Source organism: Comamonas sp. UBA7840 (assembly GCF_002501455.1).
GTDB lineage: Bacteria > Pseudomonadota > Gammaproteobacteria > Burkholderiales > Burkholderiaceae_C > Comamonas > Comamonas jiangduensis.
The window spans coordinates 120,394-136,863 of sequence record NZ_DLTI01000012.1; the positions used below are offsets into that span (position 1 = coordinate 120,394).

The 16,470-nt window shown below is 56.5% G+C and carries 12 protein-coding genes; 1 reads left to right on the top strand and 11 read right to left on the bottom strand.

Going from position 1 to position 16,470, the window contains the following annotated elements; all coding sequences use genetic code 11:
• The first annotated feature begins 43 nt into the window (after positions 1–43).
• Positions 44–1,039, top strand: a complete 996-nt coding sequence (locus B3R00_RS02825; RefSeq protein WP_286997306.1) for a Bug family tripartite tricarboxylate transporter substrate binding protein — start codon at positions 44–46, stop codon at positions 1,037–1,039.
• Between the two features lie 171 nt (positions 1,040–1,210).
• Here the strand turns inward: B3R00_RS02825 and B3R00_RS02830 are convergent, their stop codons facing one another.
• From B3R00_RS02830 to B3R00_RS02880, 11 genes are all read right to left on the bottom strand, one after another.
• Positions 1,211–3,175: a bifunctional diguanylate cyclase/phosphodiesterase gene (locus B3R00_RS02830; RefSeq protein WP_286997308.1), complete on the bottom strand. Its 1,965-nt coding sequence runs from the start codon at positions 3,173–3,175 to the stop codon at positions 1,211–1,213.
• Positions 3,172–3,795 (bottom strand): transglutaminase-like cysteine peptidase, encoded by a 624-nt coding sequence (locus tag B3R00_RS02835; RefSeq protein WP_219163698.1) that lies wholly within the window; start codon positions 3,793–3,795, stop codon positions 3,172–3,174. The genes B3R00_RS02830 and B3R00_RS02835 overlap by 4 nt, the downstream gene beginning before the upstream one ends.
• A 245-nt stretch (positions 3,796–4,040) precedes the next feature.
• Complete coding sequence (locus B3R00_RS02840) at positions 4,041–7,193, bottom strand: Ig-like domain-containing protein (protein ID WP_286997309.1); 3,153 nt, start codon at positions 7,191–7,193, stop codon at positions 4,041–4,043.
• 1 nt (position 7,194) lies between these two features.
• Positions 7,195–8,148, bottom strand: coding sequence for a retention module-containing protein (locus tag B3R00_RS02845; protein ID WP_286997310.1), 954 nt, complete (start codon positions 8,146–8,148; stop codon positions 7,195–7,197).
• A gap of 209 nt (positions 8,149–8,357) precedes the next feature.
• Positions 8,358–9,032, bottom strand: a complete 675-nt coding sequence (locus B3R00_RS02850) for a helix-turn-helix transcriptional regulator (RefSeq protein ID WP_286997312.1) — start codon at positions 9,030–9,032, stop codon at positions 8,358–8,360.
• Positions 9,013–10,398 (bottom strand): HlyD family type I secretion periplasmic adaptor subunit, encoded by a 1,386-nt coding sequence (locus tag B3R00_RS02855; protein WP_286997313.1) that lies wholly within the window; start codon positions 10,396–10,398, stop codon positions 9,013–9,015. The genes B3R00_RS02850 and B3R00_RS02855 overlap by 20 nt, the downstream gene beginning before the upstream one ends.
• Positions 10,395–12,587 carry a type I secretion system permease/ATPase gene (locus B3R00_RS02860; RefSeq protein WP_286997315.1) on the bottom strand — a complete coding sequence of 731 codons (2,193 nt, stop codon included), beginning with the start codon at positions 12,585–12,587 and terminating at the stop codon, positions 10,395–10,397. Before B3R00_RS02860 ends, B3R00_RS02855 begins: the two co-directional genes overlap by 4 nt.
• Before the next feature lie 18 nt (positions 12,588–12,605).
• Positions 12,606–12,842: a hypothetical protein gene (locus tag B3R00_RS02865; RefSeq protein WP_286997317.1), complete on the bottom strand. Its 237-nt coding sequence runs from the start codon at positions 12,840–12,842 to the stop codon at positions 12,606–12,608.
• 57 nt (positions 12,843–12,899) lie between these two features.
• A complete protein-coding gene (locus B3R00_RS02870; RefSeq protein ID WP_286997318.1) occupies positions 12,900–14,393 on the bottom strand; it encodes a TolC family outer membrane protein in 1,494 nt (497 codons plus the stop codon).
• Positions 14,394–14,800: 407 nt separating this feature from the next.
• Positions 14,801–15,736: a class I SAM-dependent methyltransferase gene (locus B3R00_RS02875; RefSeq protein ID WP_376747637.1), complete on the bottom strand. Its 936-nt coding sequence runs from the start codon at positions 15,734–15,736 to the stop codon at positions 14,801–14,803.
• Positions 15,736–16,356, bottom strand: a complete 621-nt coding sequence (locus tag B3R00_RS02880) for a DUF1415 domain-containing protein (RefSeq protein WP_286997320.1) — start codon at positions 16,354–16,356, stop codon at positions 15,736–15,738. Before B3R00_RS02880 ends, B3R00_RS02875 begins: the two co-directional genes overlap by 1 nt.
• Positions 16,357–16,470 lie beyond the last annotated feature (114 nt).

Below are 16,470 nucleotides of genomic sequence, written 5' to 3' on the forward strand. Positions count from 1 at the left end.
GGTGTGGCTTCACCACCAAACATCTATTTTTAAGGAGACGTTGATGTTGACTCTCAAGACATTCACTCGCCGCACTGGTATCAAAACTTTGGCCGCTGCCGCATTGCTGGCCACCGGCATGGGCGCCGCCGTGGCCCAAGACGGCTACCCCAACAAGCCTTTGACCATGGTGGTGCCCTTCTCTGCAGGAGGCACCACGGACATCCTTGCACGCATCGTGGGCCAAGCACTGGGCCAAGAGCTGGGCCAGACCATCATCATTGAGAACAAGCCCGGTGCAGGCGGCAACATTGGCGCGCAGCAAGCAGCCCGCGCCAAGGCTGATGGCTACACCTTGTTCATGGGCACCGTGGGCACGCACGCCATCAACCAGGCGCTGTACAAAAAGCTGCCTTACGATCCCATCAAGGATTTCACACCACTGAGCCGTGTGGCGAATGTGCCCAACCTGCTGGTGGCGCACCCCAGCCGCCCGTACAAGACCGTCAAGGAGATGATCGAGTACGGCAAGAAGCACCCCAATGAGATCACGTACGGCTCCCCCGGTTCTGGCGCATCGCCCCACGTATCGGGCGCGCTGTTCCAGAGCATGACCGGCGTTGAGCTGACCCACGTGCCTTACAAGGGCAGCGCTCCGGCTATTTCTGACCTGCTGGGCAACCAGATCGCCATCATGTTTGACAACATGCCTTCGGCCATCCAGCACGTGCGCTCGGGCAAGTTGCGCCCGATTGCGGTGACCACGGCCAAGCGCTCGCCCGAGCTGCCCGATGTGCCCACCATCGCAGAAGCGGGTGTTCCCGGTTATGAAGCCACTTCGTGGTTTGGCCTGTGGTCGGTAGCCGGCACGCCCCAACCCGTTCTGGACAAGCTGCACGCCAGCCTGACCAAGGTGCTCAAGGACCCCGCCGTATCCAAGAAGATTGCGGACCAAGGTGGTGAAGTGGTCATCGAAACGCCCGCCCAATTTGACGCTTTCATCAAGTCGGAAGCCGCCAAGTGGGGCAAGGTGGTGAAAGAGTCTGGCGCAGAGGTTTAAGCGCCCGGCCGGCGGCCAGCAGGCCGTCGTTGAATCTCCTCCCTTTTGATCGCCGATGTGCCTTGCGCCATCGGCGTTTTTTATGTGATAGCTGCCAGCGCTTGGCTATTCAGTGTTTCAGATATGAATCCATCTGAAATGCTTTCTGCACCAGCGCCAGCAGCTATCTTTTTACCCAGCCATCACCAGCAAACTAGCGCCCTTGAAGCGCAACCAATCTGCGGCATTGGACGGCACAGCGTCGGTAATCAACACGCTGGCGTGCTGGTCTTGCGCCGTGCTCAGCATGGCTTCGAGCAAATGCCGCCCCCCCATGTTGGCCATGGCTTGCTCCGCAAAAAGCCCGCCCAGCTTCACATACTGCAGCTGTAACTTGGGCAGTTGCACCAGCGCCTTGGGTGCCTGATCCAGGCGGCGCAGCCCCACACCGGCACCGGCCTGGGTGACCACTTCGCAAAATTGCAGTGCCTTGAGCGGGGCCACTTCCAGCGCAAAAGCATCCAACTCCAAAGTCAGCTGCGGCAATACCTCGCACCAACCTTTCGCCTGCAGTTGAGCGCTGAGCCGCTCCAAGAAATCGCCCTGCTCCAGCGACGGCTGTGAAATACGCACCACCAAATGGTGCTTGGGCTGCAATGCCAGCCACTGCAAGCCCAGTTGCACCGCTTTCAAGTCGTATTCCGCCGACAAGCCCAAACGCACCGCCGCAGGCAAGAACAATGCGGCACCCATCGTTTTGCCACCCGCCTCATGCAGCTCCAGCCCCGCTTCATGCAGCACCCGTGTATCCACCAGCGATGCATAGGTCGCAGCCTGCACCGCCACGCTCAACCGATCGGCGTGCTGCAAAGCTTGGCCCAACATCGTTTGCCACTGACCTTCTCCTGGCTGGTAGATGGCGTGGCCCGCTACGCTGGGTTCGGCATATTCCACCTCGCCATGCCCTGCACTTTCGGCCTGCATCAGGCCTTGGTCCAGCCGCGACAGCACATCCCCGATGTGGTCACCATCCGTATAGGCAGTGAGCGAAAAAGCGTTGCGCGACCACTGACCATCGTCAAGACGCAAGCGCAGTGACTGCAGCAGTTGGCGCAGTTGCTGCACCTCTTGCATCACCGACATGCCCGTCATTTGCGAGAACAGCACGGCAAAGTCACTGCCGTTCAAGCGGGCAATTTGCACCTGCTGCAGTCCACGTGTGCGCAGCTGTTCGCACAATTGCTGCGCAATACCGTGCAGCCATTCGTCGACTTGCTCTCTGGGGCGCGTGCTGTTGAGCGCCTGCAGGTCACGCAGCCGCATCAGCAACACATGACCATGCGTCTGCCCGCCCTGTTGCAAGGCTTTTTTCAGCTCGTTCACAAAGTATTTCCGGTTGGGCAACTGGGTGATGGCGTCGGAATTGGTCTCCAACTCCAGGCTTTCAATGCGATCTCGCTGTGCCCTGTCCTTCTGTTGCACACGTGAGCGTGCATCGTGAATCGCCGTAGCAACGCCCGCCAGTTCAGGCACCTGCGGCACTTGCACTGCAGCATCGGCCTCGTCCGCCCCAATGCGCATCACTTCGCTCTCCACGGAGTCTTTGAGCACACGCTTGAACCAACGCAGCAGCAGCCCGACAAAGCAAGCCCACGCCAACCCTGCACCCACGATCAGCGCCGTCATCTTCAAGCTGCTGTGCCACAGCACTTGCTGAGCCACTTGGTTGTCCACCGTGACCGCGACCCGACCCAGCTGGTTCCAACCATTGCTGACCGTGCGCTCCGAATGAGCGCGTGGTACAGGCATAAGGCGCTGAAACCAGCCAGGCACCTGGGCCGCAGCGCTGGATGCGGCCTGCTGGCGTTCAAACACCAGCACGCCCTCTGGCGAGAGCATGCGCACAGACTCAAATTGTCCCGTATCAAACAACGCAGACATCAGCAGCTCCTGCATAGCAGGGTCTTGGCTGGCAGGCTGTGACAAAGACAGTGCCAAGGCAGTGATCGCGTTCTCACTTTGACTTTGCAATTGCTCGCTCAGATAACTCCGTGCACCGCTCAAGTTCAGCGCCAACGTACCCGCCAAAATACCCAGCAAAGCGAGCGACAGGCTGAGCAACAATTGCCGCAGCAACGACATGGACTTCATCTTCATATTTCAAACCCTTCTTGGCGCATGCGCACCAACAGGTTTTGCCAACGGTTGATACGCTCGGAAGAAGCCGAACGCGCGCCGTTGACGTAGACCGCTTCAGCATCAAAACTAAAAACAGGAGTCAGGTCTGTCCGCTGGCTGGCTTTTTGAATGCCAGGCACCAAGTTATCCAGCACCAAGGGATCCGCCTGCGGGGTGGCATAAAAACCGAGCACCATGTGCGCAACGCTTTGCGTGCTACCCAGCCCGCCAACACGTGCACGCACATAAATGAAGCGCATCTGCCGCCCTGGCATCCCCAGCCGAATCAAAGAGAAGTACTTGCCAATGACGAAATCCTCACAGTCACCACTTCCTTTGCCCAAGCTCTCCAGCGGCGTTGCCCAGTAATCGGCTTCATGCCAGATGTTCTGATCCACCCCCGCCAGAACATTCACATTCCAGAAGTCATTGATCGCCACCAACTGCTGGGGCGGGTTTTCTGCTTGCTGCGCCTGCAAGAGCCGCAGCCAGGCTTGCAACCGCCGCACACCAGCCTCGCCATAGCGCGATGCCATCTGGCTGTGCAGCAGGGATTCATCCCAGGCCTGCGCGCCGCGCAATGCCCAACAGCCCACCATCGCTACTGCACATGCAAGCAGCGACCTCCGACGCAGGCTATGGATATTGCTAGAAGAACGCTCAGGCACCATGGAACCTCTTATTTCACGTAGCCGCCATTGTGCATGGCCCGATTGCTCATGAAAAAAGGGCGCGTGCCAAAGCATGCGCCCGGGATGATGAGGAGCGCTTTCGCGCTCCTCACGGTCTACCCGCTTCATTGATGCACAGTCGGCTTACGCTCTGCAATCCAATTGGCGCCTAATCAGCTGTGATCGAGCTTGAGTTTGCCTTGGTCGATCAGATCTTTGATCATGGTGTTTTGGTCATGGCTTGTCCCTGTCAAGTCCACCCCCTCCACCACAATCTGCTGGTTGTAGCCACTACCGTCTGCAGCCAAACTCCCAGAAGTCGAGACCTTGATCACTGTATTCACAGTGCCTGCTGTACCAGCCTGCGTCTCAAAATGCAAGAATTTGCTCAAGTCACTGGTGTGCTCTTCGCCTTGCAACAAATCACCCAATACCAGCTTATCGTTGCCAGCACTGCCGAAACCCTTCACGACATCAACCGAGGCGCTCTGAGTCCCCGAATGCCAGGTGAAAAGATCATCACCCGCGGTGCCCACCAAGGTGTCCAGACCCGTAGATGCAAGAATTTCATGCCCTGGCAGTGGTGTAGGGGTAACGGGTGTTTCTGGTGCGCTTCCAGGCAATACACCTTCCCCGCTGGCGCTCACCGTAATAACCAAATTGGCTGTCGCAGTATCACCATCGGCCTGCTTCAATTGGTACTCAAAGACATCCTTTTGCGTCTCATGGTACGAGTCTCCGCTTGCTGGTGACTTAGTCGTATAGGTGTAGCTGCCGTCGGCATTAAGGTGCAACGTACCATAGCTTCCAACTAGATCCAGGCCTGCCGCGCCCACCTTGGTACTACCCACATACAAACTTGCACCTTCAGAGCCAGGAAGATCATTAGCCAGCACATTCCCCGATGCGTTAGCGACTGACGTAGCAACAATCGAAGTAGTGTCGGCATTTTTCAAGCCGAAATCATCCAAATTGACGTAGTAATTACCACCGCTACTCGTACCGTCGTGCGCCGTCACGACCAAGCGGTAAGTGGCGTCTTGTTCAAGCACCCCTGTCTGGATATTTCCTGTCCCTGTTCCTTGGGCATTGCTAGTAAGCGAAGTGTTCAAAACTGCCTGCTCTACGACAGCCCATGTGGTAACACCACCAACTGTTGTTGCCTTGTAAAGCGCCCAGCTCACTGTATCTGCGGTATTACTGTAGTTCCCGGAAGTCAGGCTGAAGGTGAATTTCTGACCAGCCTGAGTGGTTGTGAACTGCGGCGTAATTAACTGAGCATCTCCGTTGGAGTTGCCATTGTTGTCTGTCAAACGCAAAACACTATTTGAACTCCGTGGCTGAGCATCAAGCGTATTATCGTTATACGAGGTGACCAGCCATTTAGCCCCATTACCGTTCAACGTGGCATCTTGGTTATAAGCATTAATAATGCTTCGATTTTGATCCACCACCCTATTGTTACCACCACTGCTGGTATTGAAGGCCCAAGCGCCATTTGTATTGGTATTAAAACTCTGTGCATAGGGTGTAGTGCCCCCCTCATTAGTCTGCGTGGAGAAAGTCACTGACGCTTGGCCAGTATTTGAGTCATCGGTGGCAGACACCTCACTGCGATCTGTCAAGGTAAAGACCAACTTGGCAGGATTAGAGACAGAGCCATCTACGTCCTTCAGGGTATAGGTGAGTGCAGCAGACAGCGCAGCGTTTACATCCGTAGCGTTGTTTGCTGTAAAGGTATATGTGCCATCCCCTTTGAAGATCACCTTACCAACTGCTCCCAGATCAAAGGTAAAGGTATCAGTTGCACTGGTGAATGTATGGCTTTGCGCACCAAAGGTGACCACACCAACGACAGCACCTCCAGTGGAGTTCCACCCATCACCTGACGTATTACCCCCTTCAACTTTCAGGTCTCCAGTCAATACAGCGCCGGGAGACAGTACCGTCTGCAAAAGCGCATCCTTGAGTGCGGTCACATCGCTGAGGATGACGTGATCATCTTGGGCTGCAGTCGTATTGGTGCCCTGTACTTCACCCGCCTTCCAAGCAATGGGCTCCAAGTTATTGGCGTTTGTAGAAGTCACTCCGCCAAAACCAATTGCGTACGCATCACTAAAGTTTTTGGAGTTAAGCCAATTAATCCATTGGGTTTCTTTGGTAGTTCCAACCGCGCCATTCAAGGGCTCCCCATCGGACATGAAGACAGAAACATTTTTCCCCGCTCCGCCAGGGAAAGCTCCCGCAGCATTTACATAATTCATCACACTGGTTAGTGCGCCATCGTAGTTGGTACCACCATTTGCACTCAGTGCATTCACAGCCAAAATAGCTTGCTGCAACTGTGCAGCGGTGTACCACTGACCGCCATTCAAAGCGTTATTGTTGGTGGCATACCCACTGGATGAAAACGTAGTAATGAATACGGCATTCACGCTGCCGGAATTCAGAAGCTCTGAAACGGCCTCTTTGACCAAGTCAAGCCGAGTCTTACCAGGAACCCCGGATGAGTAATCCATGCTACCGGAAAGATCAATTGTAAGAACCACATTGCTCTTAGTCTCTGTACGACTGCTCTCCGGTGCAGAATGTTCGATGTCATTGACTACGGGCGTTTGGTTCACATCGGCCACGTTGATGGTCAGCGTGGTCGACTTCAGATCGCCGTCCGCATCCTTGACGGTGTACGTGAAGATGTCCTGCACATTGCTCGTGATGGCATCTGCGTTGGCCTTGTAGGTGTAGCTGCCGTCCGCTTGCAGCGTCAACGTGCCGTACTGACCCAGGATCGCTGTGTTCACCCCGGTTTGAGTGTCCACACTGGTATTGCTGCCCTTGACCACGCCCACCACAGCGCCTGTGCTCTCCCATCCGTCCGCTCCCGACTTGTCGTTGCTCAGCACACCTTGTGCCGCAGTCTTCGTCAGCAGCGCACCCTCCGTCACACTGCCCGTATCCACTGCCGCCACCGGCACGTCGTCCACGATGGTGATGGTCACGGTGTTGATCACGGAGTTGCCATTGGCATCCTTGGCCGTATAGCTGAAGCTGTCTGTCTCAACGCCTGCACCGTCTTGGGTACGCTGGGTCAAGGTGTAGCTGTAGGTCCCGTTGGCATTGACCGTGAAGGTGCCATACGTGCCGCTGCCCGTTTGCGCCTGCGCCGTCCAGCCCGCAGCCAAGTTCAGTACCTGCCCCGTTAGCACATTGGTGCCCGTGCCTGTCGCCGTACCATCGAAGGTGCCAGTGGCTGCGTTTGCCGCCAGCCCGCTCTCAGAGACCTGCCCCCCCGTTGTGGGCGTGGGCGTGCCTGTCACGTTCGCCACATCAATGGTCAGCGTGGTCGACTTCNNTCACACTGCCCGTATCCACTGCCGCCACCGGCACGTCGTCCACGATGGTGATCACGATGCTTCCGCTTGCCGTGCTGCCTGAGCTGCCCGTCACTGTGACTTCTACCGGGTCCTCCAGGGTGTTGTTGCCTGCCCCCGGTGCATGCGGCTGTGCCTCATTCAGTGTGTATTCGTAGCTGACCGTGCCTGCTTGGTTGTTGGCCCCCGGGGTGTATCCCGTGATTCGAAGAGTTCCTTCACCCGTATTCACGGATGGCAGCAAACCGACATCTCCCAACAGCTGGGCCAAGGTGAAGCTCACGCCACCAATCGTGATGGAGCTGATGCCATCGCTGGCACTCACGGCGATGCTACCGCTGGTGGTTTCAGTGGTGGCCTCTTGATTCAAACCTGCTTCATAGACAGACTTGGCATCACCACCGACCCCAGCCTGGGGCGCAGGTGCTTCGGGCTCAATCACCCCACCGGAAATGAAATCTGCTGTTTGTGCCGCCACAGAGCGTGGATATTGCAGTGCAAGGGGCGTTGTGTTCTCAATCACACTGGACAGGCGCACATAAGTGCTGCCCGCGCCATCCCCGCCAGCCAGAGTTGCTGCAGTGGGATCCAACTGAGCCAGGGGATCCTGGCCCTGATTCAATGCTGTGATCAATGCATTGACGTCCGCATCCGCAGGATTTGTTAGTGCGGATTCAGTAGGATCTGCGGTTTTAAACAGATCCTCAGTCAATTTCAGCTGCTGGCTTTCAGCGACTTGCAAGGTTCCGTTTTCTCCACCTTGCAAAGCCAGTTTCGCCCCCGCAGCAGTGATGATTTCTGCGTCCATCGGGATACGCATTCCGACCCGCAGAGGCTGCAGATTGCCGTCAGCGTCACGAATCCAAGCTTGCCCTTCCAGCTTGGTGATCAATGCAAAAGTATTGGCCATGACATTTCTCCAAAAATATCGAGATCACTGACGCGGATGCGCCATCCTTGGAGAAATACTAAGAACCAAACACTTGCAAAGCTATTGGCCGTGAAGCCAATACACCATCCGGCTTGATGCCAACGCACACGAGTTCAGGTAGTTTCGGCAGCGCATTCCAAACACTAGCCAATTAAAACCAGCACTTATCCTACAAGTCCATCAAAGTACTAACGGCGAATACCGTGGACCTTGAGTGCCAATTGGAGACGATCATCCACCTGCAGCTTAACAAACACTGCCGACAAATGAGCACGCACGGTTCTCTCGGTGATCAATAGCTTTTGGGCGATTTCCGCGTTGCTGTGCCCCATAGCAGCCAATCGAGCCACTTCTGCCTCTCGAGCGGAAAGTGGTTGTGCCCAATGATTGTCCGTAGCCACTGGCAAGCGTTGGTCAATATCGTGAAGCATCTTCTGCAGCAAGCTGCGCCCTAACCAGATGGCGCCACTCTCCAAGCTGCTAACAATCAGTGCTAAAGACTCCATAGGCGAGTGACTATGGGCATAGCCACTAGCCCCCTTGGCTAGCACCAACTGCCCTTCAGCGTCGCACATATGAGCACTCAGCACCAGCACACAAAGCCCATCAAAGTACGTCGACCATTGTTCCTCCGCGCAGCCTTGCTTCAGGAGCGCCATATCCACAATCACCAGCCGATGCCCTCGATTTTTCCAATTGAGCATGTCTTGCATGCCCACTCCGCGATATGGCGTCTTGCCAGATTGCGCCAATAACTGCCAGCTCTGCCATAAACCAGCGTCCTGTGTCACCACCAAAATAGGCTGTACTTGCATCTTTTCCTCGCGTGCTTGAAGAGCAAGCTCAACGCTCTGTGAAAGCATTTGCTTTGGCCCGCAAAATAGGTTTAAGCAGGTACTGCATCAGGGTGCGCTGCCCTGTCAGGATATGAACTTCCGCCTGCATGCCCGGAATGATCGGCCGCGAGTCGTCACCCACATGGGCACGATCAGTTCGCACCTTCACGATATAAAAAGAGTTGCCTTTCTCGTCGGTGATCGTGTTGGCAGCAATTTGCTCCACTTTGCCTGCCAGCCCCCCGTAAATTGCAAAGTCATAAGCTGTGAACTTGACTTCTGCCTTCTGACCAAAATGCAGAAAACCGATATCTTTCGGATTGATCTGCACTTCCAGCAGCAAGGTGTCATCCATCGGAACAATATCCAGAATATCCTTGCCAGGCTGCACCACCCCACCGACGGTGTTGGCCATCAGGTTGTTGACCGTGCCCCGCACCGGAGAGCGCACTTCCGCCAGCTTGACACGATCCTGCAGCGCCAACTGCCCCTGCTCCAAAGACGAAAGCTTGCCCCGGGTCTCCGAGAGTTCCACTCTGGCGAGGTTGCGTGCGTTTAGCTCTGACTCTTGCACCTTGCGCTCGGCCTCCTGGATCGCTGCTTGGATGCGGCCGATCTGCGCACCTGCAGCCTTGGCCTCACCACAAAAACGTGCGACATCACGCTGCAAGCGCAGCAGATCAACTTCCGACACGGCGCCGCTGCTCAGCAAAGGCTTGGTCACCCGCAACTCTTCAGAAGTCAAGCTGCAGCTGGATGCAGCCTGATCACGGTTGGCCATGGTTTCGCGCAACTCCTGCTGTCGCTGATTGAATTGGTCTCGTGCAATGCTGACTGCAGTCTGCAATTCTTGGTTTTTGCTTTCCCACACCCGCCGTTCCATCTCGACCACATGCGGGGCCTGCTTGAGCACATCGTCAGGGACCTTGAAAGGTTCTCCAGTGGCCAGAGCCTCCAGGCGTGCGGCCTTCGCTTTCAGCGCCAGGGTCTCCGCCCTGTTTTCCCCCAGCGAAGCCGTCGAGCGCGTAGGATCCAACCGGAGCAATACCTGCCCAGCGTCCACCCTTTGACCGGGCCGCACCAGAATTTCCTCTACGACCCCCCCATCTAGGCTTTGCACCACCTGCACTTGCCGCGATGGCACCACCTTACCCTGACCACGCACCACTTCATCGATAGAGCCCAGGCTGGCCCAGATCAACAGCACAAGCACACAAAGCAGGGAGCTCCACAGCAAGATGCGCGACCCCTTGGCCTGCTGCTGGCTGGCGGCCCACTGCGCATCAGCCGCCAGATCAGACGCCGCCAATGTGTCTTTTTTGGCATCGCCTTCCACCAGCCAGTTCTCCCAGCGCTGCTTCCAGCTGTTTGACTTGCTCTCAGGCTGTTTCATGTACGCCCCCCTGCTCGAGCAATCCGACCCGATTTGAGTGCTTGGATCACCTGCTCCTTGGCACCATCTGCCACGATTTTTCCGCAATCGATCACAATCAGACGGTCAACCAACTCCAGCAGCGCGGTTCTGTGCGTGACCAAAATGATCGTCTTGTCTGCACTGGCACGCTGCAAACGTTGTCTTAGCAAGGCTTCGCTTTGGTTGTCCAAATTGCTGCTGGGCTCATCCAGCAACAGGATTGGAGGGTCCTGAATCAATGCACGGGCCACAGCGATCGACTGGCGCTGCCCCCCGGACAACGATTCGCCACGCTCGCCAATCGCCATGTCATAGCCTTTCGGATGCTCGGCAGCGAACTCATCCACGCCGGCGATCTGTGCGGCATGCAGCATGTCACTTTCAGAGGCATAGGGAGCACCCACCAACAGGTTGTGCTTGAGGCTGCCGTAAAAGAGCATCGGGTCCTGAGGCACATGGCCGATGGAACGCCGCAAATCAATTGGATCCATCTGGCGCACATCCACGCCATCAACCAGGATCACGCCCTCCGTGGGTTGGTACAACCCCAGAATGAGCTTTTCCAGAGTGGTTTTTCCGGAGCCTATGCGGCCAATCACCCCTACTTTTTCACCAGGGCGAACCTGAAAGCTCACACCTGTCAGAGCAGGCTGCGCCTGCCCGGGATAGGTAAAGCTGACTTGGCGAAACTCAATCCCACCCTTGATGACGGGACGTGCCACAAACTCTTTGTCGGCACCATGCTCCACGGGCATCTTCATGTAATTGTCGATAGAAGCCAGCGAAGTGCGCGCATTGTGGTACTGCATCATCAAGCCTGCGACCTGCCCCAGTGGAGAAATGCAACGCCCGGCAATCATTGAGGCGGCAATGATCCCACCCATCGACAACTGGGCCCCTTGCACCAGATACACACCGATGACCACGACCGCCACCGTTACCAGTTGCTGCATCACCTGTACGAAATTCACATTAGCAGAGGAAATCAGCTTGATCTTGCCCCCTATCAGGGCAATGTACTGCGATGCACTCTCCCACAGCCGCTGCACGCCGCCTTGGGCATTCAAGGTCTTGACGGCATCCAGATTGGTCAGTGCTTCCACCAGCAGCGCATTCCGTTGTGAAGTGGCCTGGAACGTCTTGACCGTCAAGCTCTCCAAGCTGGATTGCGCAAAGAATGACACCAGCAAAACCAACCCAATCGCCACAACTGGGGGCAGCACCATCCAGGGTGAAATCCAGGCTAATGCCACCAAGAACAGCAGCACAAACGGCAGATCCACCAAGGTGGTGAGGCTGGCTGAGGCGATGAAGTCGCGCACGGATTCAAACGACCGCAAGTTGGCTGCAAAGGAGCCCACCGATGCGGGGCGACTTTCCATGCGCAAATCCAGAACACGCTCCATGATTTGCGCTGAAAGCTGCACGTCGATGCGCTTGCTCGCGGTATCAACCACATAGGCCCGGGCCGTCGCAAGCACAAAGTTGAAGAACAGGATCAAACCCACACCGATGGCCAGCACCCACAGGGTCTCCACCGCATTGTTGGGAACCACGCGGTCATACACATTCATGCTGAACAAGGGAATCGCCAGCGCAAACAGATTAATGAGCACTGCCGCCAACAGTGCATCCCGGTATAGACGCTTGTTGTCCAGCACCGCGGACCAGAACCAGTGCCCTTGCTTTCCTTCCACCACTTGCGACGCCCGCTTTTCAAAGCGGAACTGAGGCCGAACAAAGCAAAGATAGCCGGTGTAGATGGCCTGCAGTTCTTCCGCCGGCATCTCGACCGGGCTGCTGACCTCAGGGAACTGCAGCAGGAACGAACCATCTTCGCGTTCTTCCAGCAAGATGGCGGCGCGGCGGTCATGCAGCAACACAATCGCTGGCAGCAATCCGGTCGGTATGCCCTGCAGCGCTCGCCGCAGAATGCGGGAGCTGAACTTGGCGCGGGCGGCTGCACGCTCCAGCAGAGATGGCGTGAGGCGGTTGTTTTCCAACGGCAAGCCATTGCTCAACGCCTGTGCGGTGTACGGCGCGCCATGAATGCGGGTGACTTCCACCAGGCAATCCAGCAAAGGATCGTCTTGGGTGCTGTGCGGGGGGAGCCGGTCTGCGGCATGTACCGTATCAGGGGCCGACAGGGTCTCTTGGGAGGTATCCATAGGAGGGTATCTGTCGTGTTAAATCAAACCGTCGTCATCGGGCAGTAAGTCCAGCGAATTGCGTAAACGCTCACGCACTTGCTTGCGGCGATTGAGCTTTTCCAGCGCCTGGGGCGGTAGATCCGTCAATCGCAGCGTGCCATTGCTCAGCAAAGCATCCACCAAATCCTCCAACACCCGGATGAAATCATCATCCAGCGCTGAAAAGTCTTGCCGGCCTTTACGAGGCCTATCGTTTACATCTTTTGTTGCCATAGTGCCCTCCCTCGCTTGGGCGCTGTATGCCCCCCTGCAGCGGAGGGGGGCACGTCATCAGTTAGCTGTGCGCGGCGCGGTCGAACCGGTCTGCTGCAGTGCCACGGGGGTCAAATTACTTGTGTCAGGCAGCACATCGGAGCAAGCCATCACAGGATCGTCCGGCAAGACCAGGTTTTGCTGTTCATCTGGCTGCTTGTCGTTGTAGGGCTGTGCCAAGCCCAAGGTCTGCAGCACCTGGCTTGACAGCGTCAACCAGTAGTACTCAGCCTTCTTCAGGTCGTACTCCGCGTTCAGCAGCGCGCGGCGGGCATCAAACAGCTCGTTCTCGGTGTCCAGCAAGTCCAGCAGCGAACGCTGACCAATGCTGAATTGCTGCTGGTAAGCCACGCGCACTTTGGAGGTCGACAACTCATGCTCGCGCAGGAAAGGCAACTGCTGGCGCAAACGCTGGATGTTGTTCCAGGCAATCGAAAGCTCTTGCTGCACATTGCGGCAGGTGTAGTCACGCACATCCCGAGCAGCATAGTTTTGCGCAGCAGTCTGGCGCAGGCGTGCGGAGTCTGCACCACCACGGTACAGGGGATACGTCAGCATCAGCTGCACGCGGGAGCTTTGCACGTCGCGGTACAAGGCACCGGGCTGCTCGCGATCACGGCCGGTGGAAGCGCGCAGATCTACGGTAGGGGCAAACGCAGCTTTGGCGACCTTTTCACCAGCCTCGGCCGCCTGCACCAAGGCCTGCTTGGACAGGATGGTCGGATTGGCGCGCAAGGCATCCTCAAAGTTCTTGGTCTGGCCAACCACCGGCAACCCGGTTACCGCAGCGGGTACGGGCTCCATCTGTGCTGGCGGGTAATCACCGACCAGACGGCGGTAGCGCTGGGTGACGTCATTGAGGTTGTTGCTCTCGGTCATCAGATTGGTTTGCGCCAGCGACAGGCGACCGCTGGCCTGTTCCATGTCTACACCACGCCCGACGCCCGACTGCTGTCGCTCACGCAGTTGGTTGAGTGTCGTCTGGTGCATGGAAAAGTTCTCCTGCGCCAGGGTCTGCATGTTGCGATAACGCTGTACATCGAGGTAAGCCGCCACAGCCTCATTGGCCAAGGCGTTGGTGGTGGAGCGCAGGTCGTAGTACTTGGACAGCTTCTCGAAGCCGAACTGGCGAATGCGGTTGGTGGTAGCCCCTGCATCAAAAATCAGCTGGCGCAACTCGAGATTCCAGCCGGGACGATTCCAGTCGTAGGAAGACACATTTTCAATGTTGCTGCGCCATTCCTTGCCCACCCAGCCCGAAGCGGTCACCTGCGGACGCCAGCCAGCGCGTGCAATGTTCTGATCTTCCAGCGAAGACACAAAATCATGGTACCGGGCCATGATCTCGGGGTGGGATGTGATAGCACGATCCACGATCTGGTTGAGTTGTGGCTGCGCTACAGGTAAAGCTTGTGCCACCGCTGCGGGAGCGGCCTGCTGGGCCCAGGCACCTACGGCCAGGGAGGTTAAGCCCAAGGAAGCTATCAGGCGCGGAAGTTGACGCATTTTCATAAGAGTGCTCTCTAGTGAGTTGCAACGGCCCCGCCTGATTGAAAAAACCAATCAGAAAAAGGCTTAGATTTAAATTTACATAAACTGTAATTTACTTACGAAAAAAAATACATCCATCTCCAAGCCGCTTATCTAGGTCACATCCTTTCTCTTAGGCTGATGCAGGAAAAACCCTACACAAACAAAAAAGCTATCACTACACACAATCGATAGTGAAAATCCCAAGTAAAACATTGCCTTTGTGGTCGAAGAATTTTTATCAAATTCATTTTTGATAGCAAAAAGCGCTTGAATTTAAAGAGATTCAACAATCTTTCATGTTGAAACCCTTTAAATTCAAGCGCTTCTTGCTATTTTTTTAGGAATTAAATAAATTTCCAGCACGCCAGACGAGTGTATGTAAAAAACTACACTTCGACCGGTGCTGCGTTCCTGGGCAACTCCACTTTGAAGCGCTGCTGCGCCAGGGATTCCAGCCCGAACTCAGTCAGGAGCTGTTGCAGGCGCTCGGCTGCGCTGCGTTTCTTGTGGCCGGTGTAGCGCGCCACGATCAGTTCGTTCTTCATGCTGTGCTCCCAGCCCACCAGTTCGGTCACTGTTACTTGGTAGCCACTGGCCTCCAGGTACAGGCAGCGCAGCACGTTGGTGATCTGGCTGCCCATTTCCCGCGTGTGGATGGGGTGGCGCCACAGCTCGGCCAAAGGGGTGCGCGACAGGCTCATGGCCTTGGTCTGGCGCAGGCAGGCGGCAACTTCTGCCTGGCAGCAGGGCACCAGCACCATGGCCTTGGCCTTCTTTTCCAGCCCAAACGCAATCGCATCGTCTGTGGCGGTGTCGCAGGCATGCAGCGCTGTGACCACGTCAAAGCGCTCGGGCATGGCGTCGGCACGCGTGGATTCGGCCACCGACATGTTCAGGAAATGCATGCGGTCAAAGCCCAGCTCGGCCGCCAGCTTCTGCGACGCCTCAACCAAGGGCGCGCGGGTTTCAATACCGTAGATATGGCCCTGCGCCTGGGCCTTGAAGTACAGGTCATACAGGATGAAGCCCAGGTAGGATTTGCCAGCGCCATGGTCCGCCAGTGTGAGGGGCTGGCCGCCCTGCCCCAGGTCCTGCAGGATGGGTTCAATGAATTGGTAGAGGTGATAGACCTGCTTGAGCTTGCGGCGCGAGTCCTGGTTGAGCTTGCCGTCGCGCGTCAGGATGTGCAGCGCCTTGAGCAGTTCAATACTTTGTCCGGGCTTCAAATCCAACTGCGCTGCAATATCTTGCGCCGCTGGTTTGGCTGCTTTGCCTCCGGCTGCAGATCCCGTTCCTTGGGCCATTTTGTGGTTCTTAGCCATTACTTCTTCTCTTGCGCAGCAGCGCCCACATCCCGTGCAGCTATGGGGCAGCGTGCGCCCACATCCAGATCCAGCCAGCCTTCGATACCCATATCTTGCAGCACCTGCATATTGCGCTCGTAAATCATCTCGGCTTCAGGGAAGGCTTCTACAGCCTTGTCGATGCTGTCTTCCCGGATCAGATGCAATGTGGGGTAAGGCGCGCGATTGGTGCAGTTGGTCACATCGTCCACATCGGTGCCTTCAAACTGGAACATGGGGTGGAACGATGCCACCTGCAAAATACCGCCCAAATCCAGCTCTTCGACCAAATCATCCGCCAGCTCGGTGAAGTCATTAAAGTCCAGAAAATCTTGCAACGCATGAGGCAAGATGAGCAAGGTGGTGTCTCGCTTTTCGGGCGAAATTTCAGCCAGCGCCTCCAGCTCGCGGTGCAGATCTATGGCCACACCTTCAGCGTCAGTTGCCTGGCTCACCACGTAGTGGATTTGGCCTTTCACATGCACACTTTTGGCAAAGGGGCACAGGTTCAAGCCAATCACGGCCTTTTCCAGCCAACACACCGTGTCAGCGATCACGATGTCTTCAGGGTAGGAAAGTTCGGTGGTGGTATCGGTCATGTGTCGCCCTTAAAAACAAATGGGGGCACCATGCCCCCTCTTGTGTTATGGCCCGGATTCTAGCCATCCCATGGCTTGGCTGCAGGCCACAGTGTGATTGGCGCTTGCGCCAGC

Excerpts from the sequence above, each read along its gene's own strand:
- B3R00_RS02825 (WP_286997306.1), top strand. The coding sequence starts at position 44 with ATGTTGACTCTCAAGACATTCACTCGCCGCACTGGTATCAAAACTTTG.
- B3R00_RS02830 (WP_286997308.1), bottom strand. The coding sequence starts at position 3,175 with ATGAAGATGAAGTCCATGTCGTTGCTGCGGCAATTGTTGCTCAGCCTG.
- B3R00_RS02835 (WP_219163698.1), bottom strand. The coding sequence starts at position 3,795 with ATGGTGGGCTGTTGGGCATTGCGCGGCGCGCAGGCCTGGGATGAATCC.
- B3R00_RS02850 (WP_286997312.1), bottom strand. The coding sequence starts at position 9,032 with ATGCTTTCACAGAGCGTTGAGCTTGCTCTTCAAGCACGCGAGGAAAAG.
- B3R00_RS02855 (WP_286997313.1), bottom strand. The coding sequence starts at position 10,398 with ATGAAACAGCCTGAGAGCAAGTCAAACAGCTGGAAGCAGCGCTGGGAG.
- B3R00_RS02860 (WP_286997315.1), bottom strand. The coding sequence starts at position 12,587 with ATGGATACCTCCCAAGAGACCCTGTCGGCCCCTGATACGGTACATGCC.
- B3R00_RS02865 (WP_286997317.1), bottom strand. The coding sequence starts at position 12,842 with ATGGCAACAAAAGATGTAAACGATAGGCCTCGTAAAGGCCGGCAAGAC.
- B3R00_RS02870 (WP_286997318.1), bottom strand. The coding sequence starts at position 14,393 with ATGAAAATGCGTCAACTTCCGCGCCTGATAGCTTCCTTGGGCTTAACC.
- B3R00_RS02875 (WP_376747637.1), bottom strand. The coding sequence starts at position 15,736 with ATGGCTAAGAACCACAAAATGGCCCAAGGAACGGGATCTGCAGCCGGA.
- B3R00_RS02880 (WP_286997320.1), bottom strand. The coding sequence starts at position 16,356 with ATGACCGATACCACCACCGAACTTTCCTACCCTGAAGACATCGTGATC.